This is a genomic window from Niabella digestorum (genome assembly GCF_036409055.1).
Classification (GTDB): Bacteria; Bacteroidota; Bacteroidia; order Chitinophagales; family Chitinophagaceae; genus Niabella; species Niabella composti.
The window spans coordinates 61,961-83,811 of the sequence record NZ_JAZGLY010000009.1 but is presented as its reverse complement, the minus strand read 5'-3'; the positions used below and the strand labels follow the sequence as shown (position 1 = coordinate 83,811).

General features: G+C 41.0%; 12 protein-coding genes and 1 pseudogene. 10 read left to right on the top strand and 3 right to left on the bottom strand.

Going from position 1 to position 21,851, the window contains the following annotated elements:
* Nucleotides 1–217 precede the first annotated feature (217 nt).
* Nucleotides 218–2,686: a glycoside hydrolase family 95 protein gene (locus V2H41_RS13185; RefSeq protein ID WP_330975633.1), complete on the bottom strand. Its 2,469-nt coding sequence runs from the start codon at nucleotides 2,684–2,686 to the stop codon at nucleotides 218–220.
* Nucleotides 2,687–2,918: 232 nt separating this feature from the next.
* Here V2H41_RS13185 and xylA point away from each other — a divergent pair, with 232 nt between their 5' ends.
* The 6 genes and pseudogenes from xylA (at nucleotide 2,919) to V2H41_RS13155 (ending at nucleotide 9,293) form a co-directional block, all read left to right on the top strand.
* The gene (gene xylA, locus V2H41_RS13180; protein ID WP_330975632.1) at nucleotides 2,919–4,247 is read left to right on the top strand and encodes a xylose isomerase; all 1,329 of its coding nucleotides are present in this window, start codon (nucleotides 2,919–2,921) and stop codon (nucleotides 4,245–4,247) included.
* 143 nt (nucleotides 4,248–4,390) lie between these two features.
* Nucleotides 4,391–5,881 (top strand): xylulokinase, encoded by a 1,491-nt coding sequence (locus tag V2H41_RS13175; protein WP_330975631.1) that lies wholly within the window; start codon nucleotides 4,391–4,393, stop codon nucleotides 5,879–5,881.
* Between the two features lie 517 nt (nucleotides 5,882–6,398).
* A complete protein-coding gene (locus V2H41_RS13170; RefSeq protein WP_330975630.1) occupies nucleotides 6,399–6,641 on the top strand; it encodes a hypothetical protein in 243 nt (80 codons plus the stop codon).
* A gap of 51 nt (nucleotides 6,642–6,692) precedes the next feature.
* On the top strand, nucleotides 6,693–7,751 hold the full coding sequence (locus V2H41_RS13165; protein WP_419784744.1) for a sodium:solute symporter family transporter: 1,059 nt from the start codon (nucleotides 6,693–6,695) through the stop codon (nucleotides 7,749–7,751).
* Nucleotides 7,738–8,289: a hypothetical protein gene (locus V2H41_RS13160; protein ID WP_330975628.1), complete on the top strand. Its 552-nt coding sequence runs from the start codon at nucleotides 7,738–7,740 to the stop codon at nucleotides 8,287–8,289. The genes V2H41_RS13165 and V2H41_RS13160 overlap by 14 nt, the downstream gene beginning before the upstream one ends.
* A 69-nt stretch (nucleotides 8,290–8,358) precedes the next feature.
* Nucleotides 8,359–9,293 (top strand): annotated as a pseudogene (locus V2H41_RS13155) (DUF4434 domain-containing protein).
* Between the two features lie 112 nt (nucleotides 9,294–9,405).
* Here V2H41_RS13155 and V2H41_RS13150 read toward each other — a convergent pair.
* Together V2H41_RS13150 and V2H41_RS13145 are read right to left on the bottom strand one after the other, a co-directional pair.
* Entirely contained in the window at nucleotides 9,406–11,367 is a 1,962-nt protein-coding gene (locus V2H41_RS13150) for a RagB/SusD family nutrient uptake outer membrane protein (RefSeq protein ID WP_330975627.1), read from the bottom strand.
* Nucleotides 11,368–11,379: 12 nt separating this feature from the next.
* Nucleotides 11,380–14,484, bottom strand: a complete 3,105-nt coding sequence (locus tag V2H41_RS13145) for a SusC/RagA family TonB-linked outer membrane protein (RefSeq protein WP_330975626.1) — start codon at nucleotides 14,482–14,484, stop codon at nucleotides 11,380–11,382.
* A gap of 319 nt (nucleotides 14,485–14,803) precedes the next feature.
* Here V2H41_RS13145 and V2H41_RS13140 point away from each other — a divergent pair, with 319 nt between their 5' ends.
* From V2H41_RS13140 to V2H41_RS13125, 4 genes are read left to right on the top strand one after another with little or no spacing between them, the layout of a single operon-like run.
* A complete protein-coding gene (locus V2H41_RS13140; protein ID WP_330975625.1) occupies nucleotides 14,804–15,850 on the top strand; it encodes a LacI family DNA-binding transcriptional regulator in 1,047 nt (348 codons plus the stop codon).
* A 41-nt stretch (nucleotides 15,851–15,891) separates the two neighbouring features.
* Nucleotides 15,892–18,114, top strand: coding sequence for an alpha-glucuronidase family glycosyl hydrolase (locus V2H41_RS13135; RefSeq protein ID WP_330975624.1), 2,223 nt, complete (start codon nucleotides 15,892–15,894; stop codon nucleotides 18,112–18,114).
* A gap of 9 nt (nucleotides 18,115–18,123) precedes the next feature.
* Entirely contained in the window at nucleotides 18,124–20,718 is a 2,595-nt protein-coding gene (locus V2H41_RS13130; protein ID WP_330975623.1) for a glycosyl hydrolase 115 family protein, read from the top strand.
* A gap of 4 nt (nucleotides 20,719–20,722) precedes the next feature.
* Nucleotides 20,723–21,847 (top strand): endo-1,4-beta-xylanase, encoded by a 1,125-nt coding sequence (locus tag V2H41_RS13125; RefSeq protein WP_330975622.1) that lies wholly within the window; start codon nucleotides 20,723–20,725, stop codon nucleotides 21,845–21,847.
* Nucleotides 21,848–21,851: the final 4 nt, after the last annotated feature.

Genomic DNA, 21,851 nt, shown 5'->3' with positions numbered 1-21,851 from the left:
TTAAGTTTTGAACAAACTAATCGTTTAAGAAGATATTCCCTTCTTCTTAACGCTAAGTTAATATTTCATTTTTGAATATTGCAACAGATTTCTAAACTTTTTTTTAATTTATTTTAAAATAATATATTACTATATGATTTTTAATATTTTATATCAGAATTTTGGATTAAACCGATTGCTAATTTTTTTTCAAAAAAACCCTTTTTATTTGTCAATTTTACAATTTTTCGACTTCAAAAACATAAAATTTACCCTTACGAGTAGGTATGTCGTAGAGGTAATAATCCCCCCTTTTTTCTGGTATGGTCAACTGGGCTTTATCACTAATTATAGGCTTAGGCACTTCGGGGGTTTTATAAAAAGGATTCAGATTGGGACCTTTAGCAGTAGCCAGCTTTTTACCATTAGCCAGTCTTATTGCATTGGGAAGCTTCAAGCGTAATTGCCCTCCCAAATGTGATTTAACCTTCAAGCGTATAACCCGCCCATCCTGCCATTCCATTTCAACAATTTCAAAGCCTCCTCTGGCACGTAATCCGCTTACAGAGCCCTTAGCTTTCCACACATCCGGAAGTGCCGGCAATACATGCACACATCCATCATCGCTTTGCAGCAACATCTCTGCGATACCCGAGGTACAGCCAAAATTGCCATCGATCTGAAAAGGCGGATGTGCATCAAAAAGATTATTATAGGTACCTCCACCTCCTCGATTTGCTCCCACTGGTGATAATTGGTTTTGAATTAGTTTATAAGCATGATTACCATCGAGCATTTTAGCCCACCAGTTTACTTTCCATCCCATACTCCAGCCCGTAGAGATATCACCTCTGTGTATAAGCGTGGTGCGTGCTGCGCTGAATAATTCCGGAGTCCTGGTTGCAGATATCTGATTAGACGGAAATAGTCCGTACAAATGCGAGATATGCCGATGCTTATCGTTAGGATCATCCACATCATCCAGCCACTCCTGCAGTTGACCGTGCTTGCCGATATGCATAGGAGCCAACCGAGATCTTAGATCGCGCAGACTATCCGCAAACAGTTTGTCTACTTGCAAAATGCTAGCAGCATCAATAACTGATGAAAATACATCGAATATTATCTGATTGGTCATCGTAACTCCTGCATGAATGGAAGAACCCTGATGTGCTGCCGGAGCGTTTTCGGGAGACTGATCCGGACAAATCACTAACCATTTGTATTGAGGATGCGCTATCAACATATCTACATAAAACAGCGCTGCCCCTTTTAATATAGGATATACAGATTTAAGAAATTTCTTATCACCACCGTAGAGATAATGCTCCCACAGGTGCTGGCTTAACCAACCGCCCCCATTTACCCAAGCCCCCCAGAATGCGCCATCTACAGCTCCGGTAGCACGCCACAAATCTGTATTATGATGTGCCATCCAACCTCTTGCGCCATACATATCACGGGCAGTTTGCTGTCCGGTTTCTGAAAGCTCTTTTACCATTTGCAACAGCGGTTCGTGTAATTCTGAAAGATTCGTACGCTCAGCCGGCCAGTAATTCATTTCAGCATTAATATTAATAGTATACTTGCTATCCCATGATGGGTATAGACGATGATTCCAGATACCTTGCAGATTGGCCGGCTGTCCGCCGGGCTGTGAACTGCTTATCAATAAATACCTTCCAAACTGAAAGTACAACGCGGCAAACTGCGGATCGTACGTATGGGCAAACTGTTCCAATCGCACATCCGTAGGAAGCTTAACAGCATCCGTAAACCCTAAGTCAAGTTTTACACGATGAAAGTAACGTTGATAGGCTTCAATATGCTCCTTCAACAATTGTTCATAGGAGCGGTTTTTTACTTGATCGAGATAGTATTGTGCTTTACTGTGCTCATCGTCCGACAAGTCTTTATAGTTTTTATAATTTGTAGCAATGGAAATATAAAATGTAACGGCATTAGCTCCGGTAAGGTTAATGGTGCTATCAGTAGCTGAATAGCGACCACCATCAGCCTTCATTTGAATGATCCCTTTGTATTTTAGCTTTCCTTCAATTTGTTCGTGTCCGATTACCGTACCGGCAAAAGTTATCTGTTGAGCATCTGCTTTTACTGTAGCCCCTGGAATAGGAGTATTATAAGCAGCTTGCAGCGATAATTGAGCCGGCTTGTCTGCTGTAATACGCACTACCACTATCTTTCGAGGCAGGGAAGCAAATACTTCGCGTTTATAGTTAACACCATTAATGTTGTAAGTAATGGTGGCTACGGCTTTATCAATATCTAGTTCGCGGTAATAATTCTTATACCCCTCATGTCCTGGAAATTGCAGCCGAAGCTCACCCGCCGGTAGAAAAATTTGCCCATGAGAAGTTTTACTGATAATAGCCCTATTAGCCAGCTGTTCAGCATCCTTGTATCTACCCTCAAATACCAGTTTCCGAATATTATCTAATTCAGTAAGCGCTTGCGGATTATCGTTGCGATAAGGACTTCCGCTCCACAAAGTATGCTCATTGAGTTGAACGATCTCTTCTTCCACATTGCCGTATACCATGGCGCCCAGCTTTCCGTTGCCTATAGGCAATGCATTTTCCCATATTTTGCCAGAAGGCTGATCATACCATAACTTTAAATAATGATCGGACTGGGCCGTACTATAAAAACATCGGCATACAATTAATAATAAAAAGAAGTATCTCATATTCATTTTTGATTAAAAAAATGTAACCTGTTTAATTCCAAGCACATTTAAACATTCAACACAAACTTCTGTATAAATTTTAAAATATCAATCATTTGAAAAAAATAAACCTAATATTATTCGTATTTTCGAGCCAAGTTTTGCAATCAAATACAACATTTTTTGCAATCGGTTACATTTTTTTTCTTAACATTGCTAAACCATAATTATTTTCAACATAAAATCAAATAAGATGAACATTCTTCTGGGCGAGAAAGAATACTTTCCGGGGGTGAAAAAAATTCAATATGAAGGCCCTGAAAGCGATAATCCGCTTGCATTTCGCTGGTATGATGAAAACAAAGTTGTAGCAGGAAAGACATTAAAAGAACATTTCAAGTTTGCTTGCGCATATTGGCATTCTTTTGTCAACGATGGAAATGATCCTTTTGGAACAGGAACTCATTTTTATGATTGGAACCAAAAATCAGACCCCATAGAGCGCGCAAAAGACAAGATGGATGCGGCTTTTGAGTTCATCACTAAAATGAACATACCTTATTACTGTTTTCATGATGTGGATGTTGTGGACCACACGAGCGACGTTAGAGAAAACGATAGAAGATTGCAGACAATGGTAGCGTACGCTAAAGAAAAACAGAAAGCTAGTGGGGTAAAGCTTCTTTGGGGAACAGCCAATGTGTTCTCTAATCCACGTTATATGAACGGAGCTTCCACCAATCCGGAGTTCAGCGTACTAGCACACGCTGCTGCACAAGTAAAAAACGCCATTGATGCAACAATTGAACTTGGTGGTGATGCTTATGTGTTTTGGGGTGGCCGCGAAGGTTATATGACTTTGCTAAACACTAACATGAAGCGTGAAAAAGAGCATCTGGCGCGCTTTTTACATACCGCTAAAGAATATGGACGCCGCAATGGTTTTAAAGGCGTGTTTCTTATCGAGCCTAAACCCATGGAGCCTACTAAACATCAATACGATTATGATACCGAAACCGTAGTGGGCTTTTTAAGACAATGGGGCTTGTTAGACGACTTTAAGGTAAATATTGAGGTAAACCATGCTACATTAGCCGGGCATACTTTCCAGCATGAATTACAAGTAGCTGCAGATAATGGTGTATTAGGTTCTCTGGATGCAAACCGAGGCGACTATCAGAACGGCTGGGATACCGATCAGTTCCCCAACAATATTTACGAACTTACAGAAGCAATGCTGATTTTCCTCGAAGCAGGTGGCCTGCAAGGTGGGGGTATTAATTTCGATGCAAAAATTAGACGTAATTCTACCGACCCATTGGATATATTCTACGCTCATATCGGAGGAATGGATACTTTCGCCCGCGCTTTGATTACAGCAGATAAAATCATCAATAATACAGATTACCTTAAACTGCGTAAAGAACGTTATGCTTCTTTCGACAGCGGAAAAGGCAAGGAATTTGAAGAAGGTAAACTGACACTGGAAGATCTGCGTCAGTACGCTATAGAAGTAGGAGAACCCCCATTAGTTAGTGGAAGACAAGAATATCTGGAAAATTTAATCAACAGATATATCTAATCTGCCGACATAACTAAAGGATTGTAACGTCTGTGCCCATCCGGTGTACAGACGTTACTTTATAATACAACAAACGTGATAACACCTATAACAATTGGGGCTATTCCCACAATCGTGATATTTCAAACCCATAACTTAAAACTATGTTGCTACTAGGCATAGATGTGGGCACCTCTTCCATAAAAGTTTCGGTAGTAGATGCCGCAACACAACAAACGCTTGCATCAGCACAATATCCTGAAACCGAGCGTGAGATTATCTCTCTACAACAGGGCTGGGCCGAGCAATCGCCCGAACGCTGGTGGAATGATGTCAAATGCGCCATTCAAAAGCTCCACCAACAAGGTAAATACAATAAAAGCGATATTGGAGCCATTGGTATCTCGTATCAGATGCATGGCCTCGTTTTATTGGATAAAGAAAATAAAGTACTGCGCAATAGCATTATATGGTGCGACAGCCGAGCGGTACCTTACGGAGAAAAGGCATTTGAAGAATTGGGTAAAGAAAAATGTTTATCAGAACTGTTGAACTCTCCGGGTAATTTTACCGCAGCTAAACTAGCCTGGGTAAAAGAACATGAACCTTCATTGTTTGAGAAGATTCATAAAATCATGCTACCTGGCGACTTTATCGCTCAAAGACTTACAGGACAAAGCACTACTACTCCCTCGGCTTTATCCGAAGGCATTTTTTGGAATTTCAAAACACATGCCCTTTCGGAAGCGGTAATGCAATATTTCGGATTTGATAACCACATCATCCCTGAAATAAAAAATGTATTTGCAGAACACGGGCAGTTGTGCCCATCCGTAGCAGATGAATTATCCTTAGAACCAGGCATTCCCGTGTCTTACAAAGCCGGTGACCAGCCTAACAATGCGTTATCCTTGAACGTACTCGAACCTGGCGAAGTAGCAGCAACGGCAGGAACATCGGGCGTGATTTACGGCATCAGCGACCAGCTTACGTACGATTTGGAAAGTCGCATCAATAGCTTTGCTCACGTAAATTATACAGATACGCTTAACCGCATCGGCGTATTGCTTTGTATAAACGGAACAGGCATACTTAACCGATGGGTAAAAAATTTGGTAGGCAATCTTTCTTACCCCGATATGAATGAAATGGCGGCCTCCGTAAAACCGGGCAGCAACGGCTTATTTGTATTGCCATTTGGTAACGGGGCCGAACGCATGCTGAACAATAAAATCATCGGTACTCATTTTTATCATATCGATTTAAACAAGCATACACAGGCACACGTTATTCGTGCAGCACAGGAAGGTATTGCCTTTTCTTTCCGATACGGACTGGACATTATGCGTAGCAACGGTATGACACCTTCTGTAATACGTGCCAGCAGAGCCAACATGTTTTTAAGTCCTGTATTTACAGAAGCGTTTGTAAATGCTACCAATATTCCTGTGGAACTGTACGACTGCGATGGTAGCGTAGGTGCCGCTATTGGTGCAGGAATAGGCGTTGGATATTTCAAAAATACTGCAGAAGCCTTTAAAAATCAACAAGTGCTACAAGTAATTCAGCCTACTCAAACTGCACTTTATAATGACTTATACCAAGATTGGAAAGCCTTATTGATGCAGCGTTTGCAAACAGAGGCCGAGAAATAATTCTAAAATACAAAAACAACCATAAAAGAGGCAATCTTTCGATTGCCTCTTTTATTTGTATAATCTTGAATCAAAGGCCAATCTTATTCAAAGCTGCCGGTAAAATATTTTTCTTGATCGTAAAAGATTGCACTCCCTCCCTAACCACAATTTTTAAAACTAAATGAATTAATCTCTTCTCCGGTTTTTTCCTCCATTGCTTCAATTAAGTCACCGACACATCATCATGATAACTGTTCGAATAATATGCGCGGTAAACATGGTATGTGGATCAATGCCCCTAGTCGAACAGCCGAAAAATGCGTATTTCTCGTACTATCCAGTATATAAACGCCTTACCAAATTCTTCTACTACCACTGTTCGACATTTGATTGGGATAAAAGCTATTTTTGATGACCTGAAATTGTAGTGCAGATCTTGAAGTAATCAAAACTGTCGTACTTATAAACGGAGGGTCAGGATAATGGCGATTGCAGGTAAGACAACTCTTTATCGGCTTAATTAAAAAGTGCTTTTATGAATTTAAGTCCTCTGGACATATTGATTATTTTAGTTTATATCATAGGAATTATTTCGCTTGGTTTCTACATTTCTCGAAAAGCCTCCAAGGATCTTCAATCGTACTTCCTAGGTAGCAATAGCATGAAGTGGTACTACCTGGGTTTGAGTAATGCCTCAGGCATGTTTGACATTTCCGGCACTATGTGGACAGTAAGTATTCTTTTTATTTACGGACTAAAGAGCGCTTGGATTCCCTAGTTGTGGCCCGTTTGGAATCAGGTGTTTGTGTTCGTTTTTTTAGCAATCTGGATGCGGCGCTCCAATACCATGACCGGAGCACAATGGATTACTTATCGATTCGGTGACGGAAAAGGCGCACGTCTTTCACATATCATTGTGGTGACCTTTGCAGTTATCAGTGTTATTGGCTTTATCGCTTATTTGTTTCAGGGTATAGGAAAGTTTTGCACTTCCATTCTTCCGTGGGACTTAACGCTTACCCTAAGCGAAATGACGATTTCATCAGAAAAAATGTATGCCCTAATTATCTGCATACTAACAACACTTTATACGATTAAAGGCGGCATGTACAGCGTTGTCGCAACAGAAGTAGCTCAGTTCGTCATAATGACTATTTCGGCATTGATGGTCGCTTACATAGGATATACTTCAGTTACTTCCGATCAGATTAATGCTGTGATACCAGAGGGGTGGGCGAATCTGTGGTTTGGATGGAACTTAGAACTAGATTGGAGCGCTACTCCTTATCCGGCTGTTAACGAAAAAATAAAATCCGATGGGTTTGAGTGGTTCGGATTGCTATTCATGATGATGCTATTTAAAGGCGTATTTGCATCTCTTGCAGGACCTGTTCCAAGTTATGACATGCAAAGGGTGTTATCGACCCAGAAACCATCCGATGCAGCCAGAATGAGTGCTTTAACCATTGTGGTAATGTATATCCCCAGATACTTAATGGTTGCTGCTTTTGGAGTTATCGGCCTGGTATATCTTGGCCCAGAGTTGAACGCTATGGGGGCGAATATTGATTTTGAAAAGGTGCTTCCCCTAGCCATTTCAAAATATATCCCAATCGGATTAAAAGGATTGTTGCTTGCCGGTTTGCTAGCAGCATTTATGGGAACTTTTTCCGCATTTGTCAATGCTGCTCCGGCTTATGTAGTTAACGATATTTATAAGAAATATATCAATCCTAAAGCTTCAAACGAGAAATACATTCGTATCAGTATTTGGGCGTCCATAATTCTGGTAGCTATGGGTATTATTTTCGGATTAAATGGGGGCTCTCTCAATAAAATCACGCTATGGATTACTTCGGCCTTATATGGAGGTTATGCCGCTTGCTAATGTATTAAAATGGATTTGGTGGCGGTTCTCAGGCTATGGATACTTTTACGGAATGTTGTTTGGTTTGATCGGATCTACTATCAAACTATTCGTCTTTCCTGATATCGTCGATATCTATTTCTTTCCAATCATCTTAGTTTTTTCGACAATCGGTTGTATTATCGGTACTTATATTAAGCCATTGGAAAATAGAGAGGCAGTTAAAGAGTTTTACAAAACCACACGTCCTTGGGGATTATGGAGCCCCATACGTCGAGAAGTAATGACGGAAGATCCAAATTTCAAAATGAATCGTGATTTTAGTCGCGATACATTCAACGTACTCGTAGGGATCGTGTGGCAAATGGCTCAGGTAGTCATTCCCATCTATTTTATGATCAGAAAAAATATGGAAGCACTGATTTGGTCTCTGATATTGATTGTTTCTACTTGGATTTTGAAGAGATTTTGGTGGGATCGACTTAAAGAAGCTGATGAAGATTGGAGTGCAATATCAAGCACATCGCAACTAACAAAAGTTAAAAAAGAAATCGTGTAAGTCACAAACCCACAGAATTAATATATTATTGTCATAACCGTCACGGTCGGTATATTTAAAAAAATATTTATGAAAATTACCGGAACATTTCTTGACGAGATAAGCCACGATACCCCTCATCAAAATTGGGGTAGAGATGAGTGGGATAAGGACTTCTCCTATATGAAGCAAATTGGAATAGATACGGAGATCTTGATTCGATCGGGTTATAGAAGATTTATCACCTATCCTTCAAAATTCTTGATGGAACGACATGGATGTTACCACCCTCCCGTTGATCTTGTTGATATGTTTCTCGGTTTATCGGAAAAATATGGAATGAATTTTTACTTTGGTTTATACGACAGCGGAAAATATTGGGATACCGGAGACCTAACCGAGGAAATCGATAGCAACCGATATGTGATAGATGAAGTGTGGAACCAATACGGACATTCCCCTGCATTTAAAGGATGGTATCTCAGTATGGAAATCACAGCCGGCGTACTAAAGGCTCAATTGAAGCATTTCGAACGCTTGGAGAACAATGCAAAAGCATTAGCAATGGTTTGCCCACGCTAATATCGCCTTGGATAGATGGGAAGAAAGCGGTGCTTGCCGCGTCTTCGGCTCTAACTAGAGAAGATGCTATTTCACTGGCAGAGCATGAAAAAGAATGGAGTGAAATACTCGACGGAATCAAAGACGCAGTGGACGCTGTAGCTTTTCAAGATGGGCATATCGACTATCACGAGCTGGAAGATTTCTTCCGTGTAAATAAAGCGATGGCCGATAAATATGGCCTAAAGTGCTGGACCAATGCTGAAACTTTCGACCGAGATATGCCGATCAAGTTTTTACCAATCAAATTTGAAAAACTGCGATTAAAATTGGAAGCAGCACGTAAAGCCGGCTACGATAAGGCTATAACATTTGAGTTTTCACATTTTATGAGCCCACAATCGGCTTATCTGCAAGCAGGGCATTTGTTCAACCGATATAAAGAGTATATACAAAGCTTCTAGGATACATATTGAAGATGGATGTAAAACAAAAAATCCACTACACCCGAGAAGAATCTCAGCGTAGTGGATAGAGAGGGAGTTACTGCTTAAACGTAAGCTCTTTATACAACGATTAGTTATAACCAGGATTTTGATAACGTTGTTTATCTTCCGGAGACATTTCCATTCCATCCAGCTGTCCCTGTGGTATGGGCCTTAAGTAATGATAAGGCTGAATATTACGAGTAAATGTAACCGGAATAGTGTCTTGCTCACCTGGGCCGCAAATGGTATAGGTTGTAGCCACATCAGCCCATTTCTGAGTACGCACTAAATCGTACCAACGATATCCTTCGCCGAAATATTCGCGAGAACGTTCTTCAAGAATATAATCAATGGTAATGGTTGTGGGTGTGGCAGCTACCATGGCAGCGCTATTATCCTCAATTTTTTCAACATTACCATTGTTATGCCAGCGCCATTTACCCGCACGAGCACGAATCACATTGATCAAATCCCTTGCAGTTTTACCGGCTTGAGTGGTAGCTCCTTTTACAGCAGCTTCAGCCGCGATAAAGTACAACTCGGAGAACTTAGCGATGTTGAACGGACGAGTCAAACCAGCGTTGGGCTGTCCCAAACCACCATTGTTATCGGTACGATAAGTACCCAGCTTCCACAAGCCCGGATATCTCAGACGGCTAATTGCATTAGGTCCTATTACGAAATCGGCTCTTCCGGGCAATACACCTGCACCTACATTACTTCTGAAAACAGAATTAGAGTAATCAATAGGAGTAGCCGGTTCTTCGTCAAGGAAGGTAAGAATAGCATCTCCTGGTTGTACCGGCAGGTAATTGGCGTTATATAGCACAGGAACGTTGGTTAGACCGGTTCCTTGCAAATGCCAGTTACCGCGGTATGTGGTTACAAATGTCCCGTCATAACGAGAGTCTTTGGTTTTATCCGCAAATGTTCTTGTAAATACTTCGATGGGTGGTGCCATACGTACCCAAGGACGACCTAGGGCTTGCGCAGCTTCTCTCTGTACTGAGCTTACCGGCTGCCATGAAGTATTGGAAGTACTGCTTCGAATATTGGTATAGTTCCAAGTAAGCATCCATACAGCAAAGTTGTCAGGAGCTCCACCGCTACCGAAAGTCAGACTTCCACCGTTGTAATACTCACTATTTTCGGTATGATCGGCGTATAAGAGTATTTCATTATTGCGGTCATTGGAACCTAAATGCAAATCATAGAAAGTAGGTTGCAAACCGAAAGGACCCGGATCGTTAATCGCTTCTACCGCAACATTATAGGCCTGTTGGAAATACCATTGAGCGTCATGTCCATCCGGATCTACCCTAGGAGTTTCGGGGTAAGTAGGAATATTGTTGGGGTTTTCCAGCCACCATGCATAGGTAAGATAAGCCTTAGCCAGATACAAACGAGCTACTGTTTTAGTAACACCACCCGTTACACGTCCTACTGCCGGTAAATCTCTAACAGCATCCCTTAAATCTGGGAAAATCGCCTTAGTATACACTTCCGGAACAGTATTTCTAACAGAGGTTCTGGTAGGCGCTGTATTAAATTTCAGTTCGCCGGCACCTAAATCCAGCGGTACGCCCCCATAAGTTTGTACTAATAGGAAGTAATCGAATGCTCTGAAAAATTTAGCCTCAGCAATTAGAGCATCAGAAATACCTACCTCTGCGGCGTTTTCAATAATACCACTGGCAGTATTGATATTCGAGAAAACAGTAGACCATACAATGCTTATAGGATAACTGGTAGCTGAAACTCTACCTACATTGGTCATATCCATGTCCAAGAAGTTACCGTCAGCACTTTGGCCCCAGGTAGCTTCATCCGTACCGGTTAGACAAGAGTTATAATAATAGGCCTGACCATAAAGCCAGCGCAAGTGGGCATATAGTGAAGTAAGACCCCCCATTACCCCTTTTTCTGTTTTAAAGAAACCGGGCTCGAAAATACTGCGCGGCTGTTCTTCCAAAATCTTTGTGCATGCTGTTAAAAGTACCGACAGCAATGTCAAGGAAGCAATACACTTTTTTATATGAATCTTTTTCATAATTCTCATTTTTTAGAAAGTTAAGTTAAGACCCAGCACATAGTTTCTTGTTGCAGGACTGTTAGTTCCAATTGTCAAAATCCGTCTTGGATAAGAAGCTACAGCAGAGTTCTCGTTTCCGTAAGAGTTGGTTTCAGGATCCATTCCGGTTTCTTTGTGGAACGGAGAGAACATCACGAATGGATTTTGTACAGTAAAGTACATTCTCAGTCTCACATCTGAGTTCTTTAACACGCTGTAGTTAAAGTCATATCCCAAACTAATTGTACGGAATTTCAAGAAGCCTCCGTCAAAGTATCCCAGTGTGCTTCCATATTTCGGGTTATCACCACTTAAGATACCTCCGGGCTTAGGATATTTTGCGTTCGGATTTTCAGGAGTCCAATAATCCACTTTTACGTTGTTTCGACGTCCTGTCATCAAGTTCAGATAACCTGAAGAACCATGAAGGGTACTTACCAGAATACCGCCACTTCTGAAGAAAGCCACAGTACTTAAGTCAAATCCTTTATAAGATACGCGTGTATTAAAACCTCCCTGAAACTTAGGATCCACATCCATAATCTGACGGTCATCAGGACCAATAGGTCTAACAGGAGTACCATCAGCATTGTAATCGCCGGTATATCTTACTTTAATCATACCCACATTACCACCTGGCTCATATAGCGTCAAGTGAGGATCATCTTCTTGCCATAAACCGATTCTTTCATAATCAAAAATGGCATTAATGTTATGACCTACGAACCATGCGTTACCTTCGTCACGAGTTTGTCCGGATGCAAGTTTTACAAGTTTGTTTTTATTAGCATAGAAGTTTACTCCGGCTTCCCATGTCCAACCATTTCTATTATCCAGAATTTTTCCATTCAGACTTACTTCGATACCCTTGTTTTGAGTTTCGCCTATATTAGCAGTATAGCTGTTCACACCGGAAGTATTTGGCAGACTCACGTTTAACAAGATGTCCTTAGTATTGGTAACATAATATTCAACTGTACCGGACAAACGGTTATTAAATAAAGAGAAGTCCAAACCATAGTTCCAGGTGAGCGAGTACTCCCATCCCAGATTCGGGTTGGGAAGGATAGAAACATAGTATCCCACAGCATAAGTATCAGGGCCGAAGTTATACGGACGTGTTGCCAAACGTCCCAGTGTTGCATAAGGAGCAATAGACTGATTGGAAGTTTGTCCGTAACCCAAACGCAACTTTAAGTTATTAATAGCCGATACATTCTGCATGAAGGATTCATTAGAAATATTCCAACCCACAGATACGGCAGGATAAGTATGCCATTTTTTGCCAGGTGCCAGACGAGAAGAACCATCTGAACGCAGGGTTGCAGAAATCATGTAACGATTATCGTAGGAGTACATTACACGACCCATGTACGAAAGCAATCCCCATTGTTGGTAATCCTGTCCGTCAGGGCTTACAGTAATTTCTCCTGTTGCATGACCTAGATTAAAATAACGGAAAGCATCTGCCGGAATATCTCTAGCCGACATAGATGAGCGGTCATAAGTACTTTGCTCTGCAGAGTACAAAGCCACCACATTTAAGTTGTGCTTACCCGCGAAAGTGCGGTCATATGAGAGAATATTTTCAATAGTCCAGTGATAGGTTTTGGAGTTACTGATACCCGCGCTGGAGGGAGTGGTGGGATTAGCACTGTTTATACCTTCGCCGGTATAGTCACCGGTATGTGTGTGCATATAATCCAATCCCAGATTAGTGCGAAATTTCAATCCAGTCACCCAAGGAATACGTACCTCACCATAGATAGCATTATAGGTTGCAAACCCTTTGTTTTCACTTAACCACTGGTCACGAAGTCCTTCTACCACTCCTCTGGTAGTTACGAAATGCTCATCCAGAGGCATTCTTACCGTTCTCTTTAAAGATCCATCCTCGTTGTAAGGATTGGCTATAGGTGTGGTTGATAATGTTGTATAAAGACCTAACTGATTACCTTCGCTACGATTGTGATTACTGTTGGAAGTAAACCCTACTCTGAAATATTTTCCGATCTGTTGATCTATTGTTGCACGTAAAGAATAACGCTTATATTGTTGAGTAGGTATCACTCCTTGGTTTTGATAATATCCCAATCCAAAGTTGTAACTACCGGTGGAAGTTCCTCCACTAAGATTTACATCATGACTGGTAATATAACCTGTCCTGTACAGCAGATCCTGCCAGTCCACATCTACATCATCAGCCTCATCCACACCATTCGTATATAAACCCGCAGCCTTTCGAAGTGCAACGAACTCCGGACCGTTCATCATGGGAAACTTAGCAAAAACTGTTTGCGCTGCATGATAAGCAGAATAAGTCACTCTGGCTTTAGCGCCCCTGTCTCCTTTATTCGTTGTAATTAATATCACACCGTTGGCACCACGAGATCCATAGATAGCAGTAGCCGAAGCATCTTTCAAGATATCAATACTTTTTACATCATTAGGATTGATGTCGGCTATAGAACCTGCAAAAGGAATTCCATCCAACACAATCAAAGGATCGTTGCTAGCATTCAATGAACGAGTACCCCTGATACGAATTTGCATGGTAGCGCCCGGTCTACTGGAAGTCTGAGACAACTCAATACCCGGCAAACGTCCTTGTAAAGATTGGGAAATGTTAGCCGCTGGCACTTCGGTTAAGGCCTTACCACTAATTGAGGCAACAGAACCTGTTACGGCTTCTTTACGTTGATTACCGTAACCAATCACCACTACAGCATCCTCATCAGATGCTGTTTTCACAAGTATAAAATCAATAACCGACTGGTTATTAATTTCTTTTTCCTGTGTTGCATAACCCACAGAAGATGCCACCAGCACAGCATTGGCCGGAGCACTAATTTCAAAATATCCCTGAGAATTGGCTATAGTTCCGGTATTGGTTCCTTTTACTTGTATCGACGCCCGGGGTATTGCCTGCCCCTGTTCATCAGTTACCCTACCGGTCAACTTTATGACTCTTTGTGCAAAAGCTTCATTGAATCCAAAAAGACATATGAAGGTCAATAAGCACGACAGTAGCCGCATACGATGCCCCCGCCTTTGGCTTGCAGATAGCATCTGAGAAATGTCAAGCAATCTTTGCATAGCTATGGTTTTAAATGTTAGTTAAACGATTTCATAAAAATCCTTTATAGAGGGTGTTAGCTCTTTAAAAATCCATATTTTTTAACGTCAAAAGCGACCGATAAACAAAAATTCCCTAATTTACTGTATCCATAGTTCCAATTCGCAAAGACACCAATGCATCAGGCTAAAACACAGGCTAGATATGGCTTTCACAATCTTAGCAAGCAGCGAAAAACACTTTTTTCACGCTATCGTCTATGCGAATTTAAGAACTTTTTCAATAAATGTAACCGATTACAAAAAAACTTTTATTTTTACCTAAAATTAAAATTGCCATATGGCGAAAGAAAAAGAGAAAGAAAAGGAGAAAGACGTCACCATCTACGACCTTGCTAACGAATTAAATATTTCAGTAGCAACGGTGAGTCGCGCGCTTAAAAACGACCCCGTGGTGAGCAAAAAAACCCGCAAAAAAATTTTTGAGCTGGCCGAAAAAAGAGGGTATAGAACAAATCCTTTTGCCCGTAACCTGAGAAGCGGCGAAACCAAAACCATAGCGTTTATGGTTCACGAGCTGAACAGTACGTTTATTAACTCCGTGTTGTCGGGTGTGGAAAAAATCGTTACTGAAGCCGGTTATGATTTGATTATTGCCCACTCTTCCGAAAGCTTTGCTAAGGAAGCAGCCAATGCTAAAAACCTTTTTGATAAGCGCGTAGACGGCGTTATTGCGTCGCTTTCCTTTGACACCAAAAACCTTGACCACTTCAAGCCATTCTTCGATAGAAATGTACCGGTAGTGTTCTTTGACCGTGTAGAAAAAGGCAAAGGCAATACGGTGGTGGTTATAGACAACTATAAGTGCGGATACGAAGCTACTCAGCACCTTATTGAACAAGGTTGCAAACGCATAGCACATATTACCGCTAGTTTATCACGTAATGTATACTCCGATAGGTATAGAGGATATAAGGATGCACTTTACGATAATAATATTGAACCCGATGAATCGCTGGTATTCATTGGAGACCTGAGCGAGGAAACCGGTGCCGATGCTGCAAAGAAATTCCTAAACATGTCCGAAAGACCTGACGGCGCCTTTATTACTAACGATTTTGTAGCAGCTTCATTTATTAAAAAAATTAAAGAAGCGGGATTAAGAGTGCCAGAAGACGTTGCGGTAGTAGGATTCAACAACGATGCGATCGGCCATCTGATTGAGCCCACCCTCACTACCGTGAACTACCCGGGTATTGAAATGGGTGAAGTTGCCGGACGCACACTTATTAATCATCTCAAAGGAGTAAGCGATTTAAGTAAGATTAATACCATCATCATTAATTCGGAATTAATCATTCGCGAATCCTCCGTGAGAAAAAAATAAGAAAAAATAAATTTTGCCATATCTAGCCCTTGTTGTTTGCAATGAAAAAGACATTGTTTGTACTATTATTATCGCTGCTTGTCGTAACTGCATATGTACATGCAGAAAACGGATATGATTTATGGTTGCGTTATAAAAAAATTGAAGACCCCACATATCTGAATCTTTACAGAAAAAGTATCGCAGGCATTCATATCAATGCCATATCTCCTACCTTACTTGTGGCCAAAAAGGAATTGGAGATGGGGTTATCAGGTTTGTTGGGTGCTCCTATTAAAGAAGTGGGAGCGCAAACAGATAATGCACTCATTGCAGGCACTCCATCTAGTTCTCCAGTCATCAAATCATTTCTTGAAAAAGAAAAAATTAAAACAGGACAAGAAGGTTTTGCCATCTATTCCCAAACAATCAATAATAAAAAACTCATCCTTATAGCTGCAGAAACTGATCTCGGAGTATTGTATGGTGTTTTTCATTTTTTAAAATTGTTACAATCGCACCAATCTATTCAATCTTTATCAACCATCAGTATTCCAAAAATTCAGCGTCGCATCTTAAATCATTGGGATAATCTCAATAGGAGTGTGGAACGCGGATATGCCGGTATCTCTATCTGGAATTGGCATACACTACCTGATTATATCGATAAACGTTATATAGATTACGCACGTGCCAATGCATCCATAGGTATTAACGGAACGGTGCTCACCAACGTAAATGCAAGCTCATTAGTACTTACCGATCCTTACTTGGAAAAAGTAAAAGCTTTGGCCGATGTATTCCGCCCTTATGGAATACGAGTATATCTTACCGCAAAATTTAGTGCTCCTGTCGAAATCGGACGCTTGAAAACCGCCGATCCGTTAAACCCCGAAGTAATCGAATGGTGGAAGCATTTATGTGATAAGATTTACAAAATGATTCCCGACTTCGGTGGTTTTCTAATTAAAGCCAATTCAGAAGGACAGCCAGGTCCGCAAGGATATGGTAGAACGCATGCTGACGGAGCAAATATGTTCGCCGATATATTAGCCCCCCATGGCGGTATCGTAATGTGGCGTGCTTTTGTGTATGATGCAAGAGTTCAGAGAAGAGGCGAACACTTTGAAGAAGGTAAAAAAGATGTAGCCGGCGAATCGATTGCTTCTGCAGACAGATTTAAGCAGGCTTATTTGGAGTTCAAACCTCTTGATGGTAAGTTCAAAGAGAACGTTCTCATACAAGTAAAAAATGGGCCCATCGACTTCCAACCTAGAGAACCATTTTCTCCTTTGTTTGGTGCAATGCCCAATACGCAATTGATGGCCGAATTTCAGATAACTCAAGAATATCTGGGACAAGCCACACATCTGGTATACCAAGCTCCGCTATACAAAGAATGTCTGGACGCAGATACCTATGCGTACGGGCGTGGTTCTACTGTAGCTAAAATAACTGACGGGTCTTTAAAAAAACATAAAATAAGTGCTATTGCAGGTGTAGCCAATATTGGCAACGATATCAACTGGACGGGACATTTGTTCGGCCAAGCCAACTGGTATGCATTTGGACGTTTGGCATGGGATCACACACTATCTTCAGAAACTATTGCTGAAGAGTGGATTCGTCAGACGTTTGGCAACAATCCCAAAGTTCTTCAGCCTATCCAGCAAATCATGATGGCTTCACGAGAAGCTGCTGTAAACTATATGACCCCGCTGGGGTTGCATCACATTATGGGTACCGGCCACCATTACGGCCCTGCGCCCTGGGTGGAAAATGCCGGCCGCGCCGATTGGAATCCTGTGTACTATCACAAAGCCGACAAAAAAGGTTTAGGATTCGATCGTACAGCAACCGGAAGCGATGCACTTAGTCAATATGCTCCCGAAGTGCGTAAACAATGGGAAAACATGAAAACTTGTAATATTGAATATATCCTCTGGTTTCATCACGTACCATGGAATTACACACTGAGTACAGGACGTAGTTTGTGGGACGAGCTCTGTTTCCGATACTATAGTGGAGCCGATACTGTAAAATGGATGCAAGACATATGGACTACTGTAAAAGCATACATTGATGAAGAAAGATACAATCACGTACGCCAACTTTTAAATATTCAACATAAAGAAGCCAAGTGGTGGCGCAATGCGTGTTTGTTATATTTTCAAACATTCTCAGAGCTGCCTATTCCCTCTCACTACGAGGCACCTGATAAAACTCTTGAATATTACAAGTCTTTACGTTTCCCTCATGCCCCTGGCATCAACGGTAATTTATAATTAGCGGATATGAAACAATCGTTCATTGCTATATTGATTGTATTTTTTTTCGGCACTATACATGCCCAAGACTTTATTACAGAAACCCGAAGTAATAACAGCTTTGCCATTGTATCAGACAACAAAGCTACGCCTATTTATATAGATCAAAATGCAGATACATTAATTCACATTGCAGCACACCTGTTACAAAAAGATATTGCTGCAGTGACAGGCCATCAACCACAAATTATCCATAATCTCTCCGCCGGATTGAAACAAGTGATTATTATCGGCATTGTAGATAAAGACCCGTTGCTCGTGGGTTTAGCAAAAGATAAAAAATTAAACGCCAACGCCCTAAAAGGAAAATGGGAAGCATTTCAACTACAAACCATTAAATCCCCTACAAAAGGCGTTGATAAGGCATTAATCATCACCGGTAGTGACAGGAGAGGTACTGCCTATGCTGTTTTAGAGCTTTCAAAGCAGCTGGGTGTGTCGCCTTGGTACTGGTGGGCCGATGTTCCGGTAACAAAACGACACAATACTTATTTCAAAAACGGAGTATACTTTTATGATTCTCCTTCTGTAAAATATCGAGGCATTTTCATCAATGATGAAGAACCCGCTTTTGGAGGCTGGGCTAGAGAAAAATTCGGCGGTATCAACAGTAAAATGTATGTACACATATTTGAATTACTGTTGCGCCTAAAAGGAAATTATCTATGGCCCGCTATGTGGGGTAAAGCATTTAATGAAGACGATCCGGAAAATCCCAAACTGGCACATGCTTATGGCATTGTAATGGGAACATCGCATCACGAACCTATGATGCGTGCTCAAAAGGAATGGACCACTCACAAAAAGGAGTACGGTGGTGCGTGGAATTATTACACCAATAAAGAAGGGTTACTGAAATTTTGGGAAGATGGATTTCGTCGAAACAAGGATTACGATAACATTGTAACATTGGGCATGCGTGGCGATGGCGATGAACCTATGCCAGATCTGGGCAGTATAGAAGCAAACTATCAATTGCTAGAAAGCATTATCAAAGATCAAAGAAACATTATCGAACAAATTACAGGACGACCTGCCCATGAAACACCGCAAATGTGGGCTTTATACAAAGAAGTACAGGAGTATTACGATCGAGGTATGAAAGCGCCTGACGATGTAACACTCTTACTATGCGATGATAACTGGGGAAACATACGTCGCATGCCTCCATCAAATGCGCGAAAAAGATCCGGAGGTTATGGCATATACTATCACTATGATTATGTAGGTGGTCCTCGTAATTACAAATGGATCAACACAAATAATATAGCCCGTGTATGGGAGCAAATGCATATCGCATATGAATACGGCGCAGACAAAGTTTGGATTGTAAACGTGGGCGATTTAAAACCCATGGAGCTTCCTATTTCATTCTTCTTGGACTATGCATGGGATGTAAAACGCTGGAATGCTTCCAACTTACGCAGCTATTATACATACTGGGCCGAACAGCAGTTTGGAAAAAGCTATGCAAAAGAAATTGGAGACATTATGCGTAAATACGCTTTGTATGCATCTAGAAGAAAACCCGAACTACTCAATGCCAATACTTATAGTATCCTGAATTACAACGAAGCGGAAAAAATTACTAAAGACTGGAATCAATTACTGGAAGAAGCACAAAAAATATACAATCTCATCCCTGCTACTCACAAAGATGCGTATTACCAACTGGTACTGCATCCTGTAAAAGCCTACGGCAATCTGCAGAACATGTATACAGCTCATGCATGGAATCAGTACTATGCGAAGCAAAACAATACACTGGCAAATGAATACGCCGAAAAAGTAAAACATTTTTATCAGCAGGATTCACTGATAACACTAGAATATCACAGCATCAATAATGGCAAGTGGAACCATATGATGGCTCAAAAGCACATCGGTTATACTTTCTGGCAGGAACCTAGAGTACAACGGATGCCTGAAGTGCAGTATGTAACCAATGGTACCGACAACAAGCCATATGCACCAGATGCTACTATCAAAACCGCTCGAGACTTGATTAAAGGAACTCCTGACCGCAATAGCTTTTATGAGCAAAACGGATATGTGTCCATTGCAGCAGTCCATTACTCTGCAAAAAAAGACATTGGGTCGCTATATTGGACCACTATTCCGGATATAGGTAAATGCGGCGATGGCATTACATTAAATCCTGTTACCTATCAGCATAAAAATAATCAAGCCCAAGCTGTATTAGAGTACGATATCTACACTTATAGTCAAGGAGATTTCGAAATACAAGCATGGTTTTCACCTACACTTAATTTCAATAACGAAAAGGAGGGAATGCAATTTGCCATCAGTGTAGACAACGAAACTCCTCAAACTATATCTGTAAATAAAGAAGCTGTGGATTCACGCGATTGGTCCATGTGGGTTTCCAATAATATTATCATCAAAAAAAGTAAACATCATATTAACCAACCCGGACGCCACACCGTAAAAATATTTTGTAACACACCGGGGCTCGTATTGCAAAAATTAATCGTTGACTTCGGAGGATTGCAATACAGTTACCTCGGACCTTCTGAGACTATTGTTCACAAAAAAAAATAAAAAAATGACGCAAAGAAATTGGACTCTGTTTATCATTCTTTTCGCTTTTATTGCGACTAGTTGCAGCATCAGCACTACTACAAACGCACAAAAACCTACTAGTTTAAAAGATGCTTTTAAAGACGATTTCCTTATAGGTACCGCCATGAGCGATTTTCAGGCTGCGGGAAGAGATGAAAAGGCCTTAGAGCTGATCAAACAACATTTTAACTCCATCACTCCCGAAAACTTAATGAAGGCTGAAAGGCTGATGACAGGCTGGAAGCAATATGATTTTTCACTGGCTGATAAAATGGTCGCTTTTGCACAAGAAAACAACATAAAAATAAATGGTCACACTTTTATTTGGCATAGCCAAATGCCGGCATTTATGCGTGGCATCAGAAATCCAGATTCAGTACGTGCATATTTTGAAGATATCATTCAAACAGTAGGAAGTAGATATGATGGTAAAGTTGATTCTTGGGATGTAGTAAATGAGGCCTTGAACGAAGACGGAACATTAAGACAGTCTACTTTTCTGAGAGCATTAGGAGAAGATTATATTGTAGAAGCATTTCGCCTGGCACAAAAAGCTACTCCTAATTCCAAACTATATTATAACGATTACAACATCGAGCAACCTAAAAAACGCGCAGGCGCTATTGCCATCATCAAAAAAATACAAGAAGCCGGCGTACGCATTGACGGCGTAGGTATTCAGGGACACTGGCATTTAGGTAAAGTACCTTTCAAAGACATTGAAGAGAGCATTAAAGAGTTTAGTGCTTTGGGTATTAAAGTAATGTTTACAGAGCTGGACATCAGCGTACTGCCCAGCCCATGGGATAACACATCTGCAGAAGTGAGCCTCCATGCTGCTGAAAATCCTAAAATGAATCCATACGTTAATGGCTTGCCAGACTCTGTATCTCAGCAACTCGCAAAAGATTACGAAGAGCTTTTCAAACTCTTCTTAAAATACAAAGATCATATCTCTCGTATAACCTTCTGGGGAGTAAACGATGGGCAATCTTGGTTAAATGGATGGCCTATTAGAGGCAGAACCAACTATCCACTGCTGTTCGATAGACAGTATCAACCGAAAGCAGCATATTATAGCATAATGGCACTAAAAACCGGTAAATAATCAG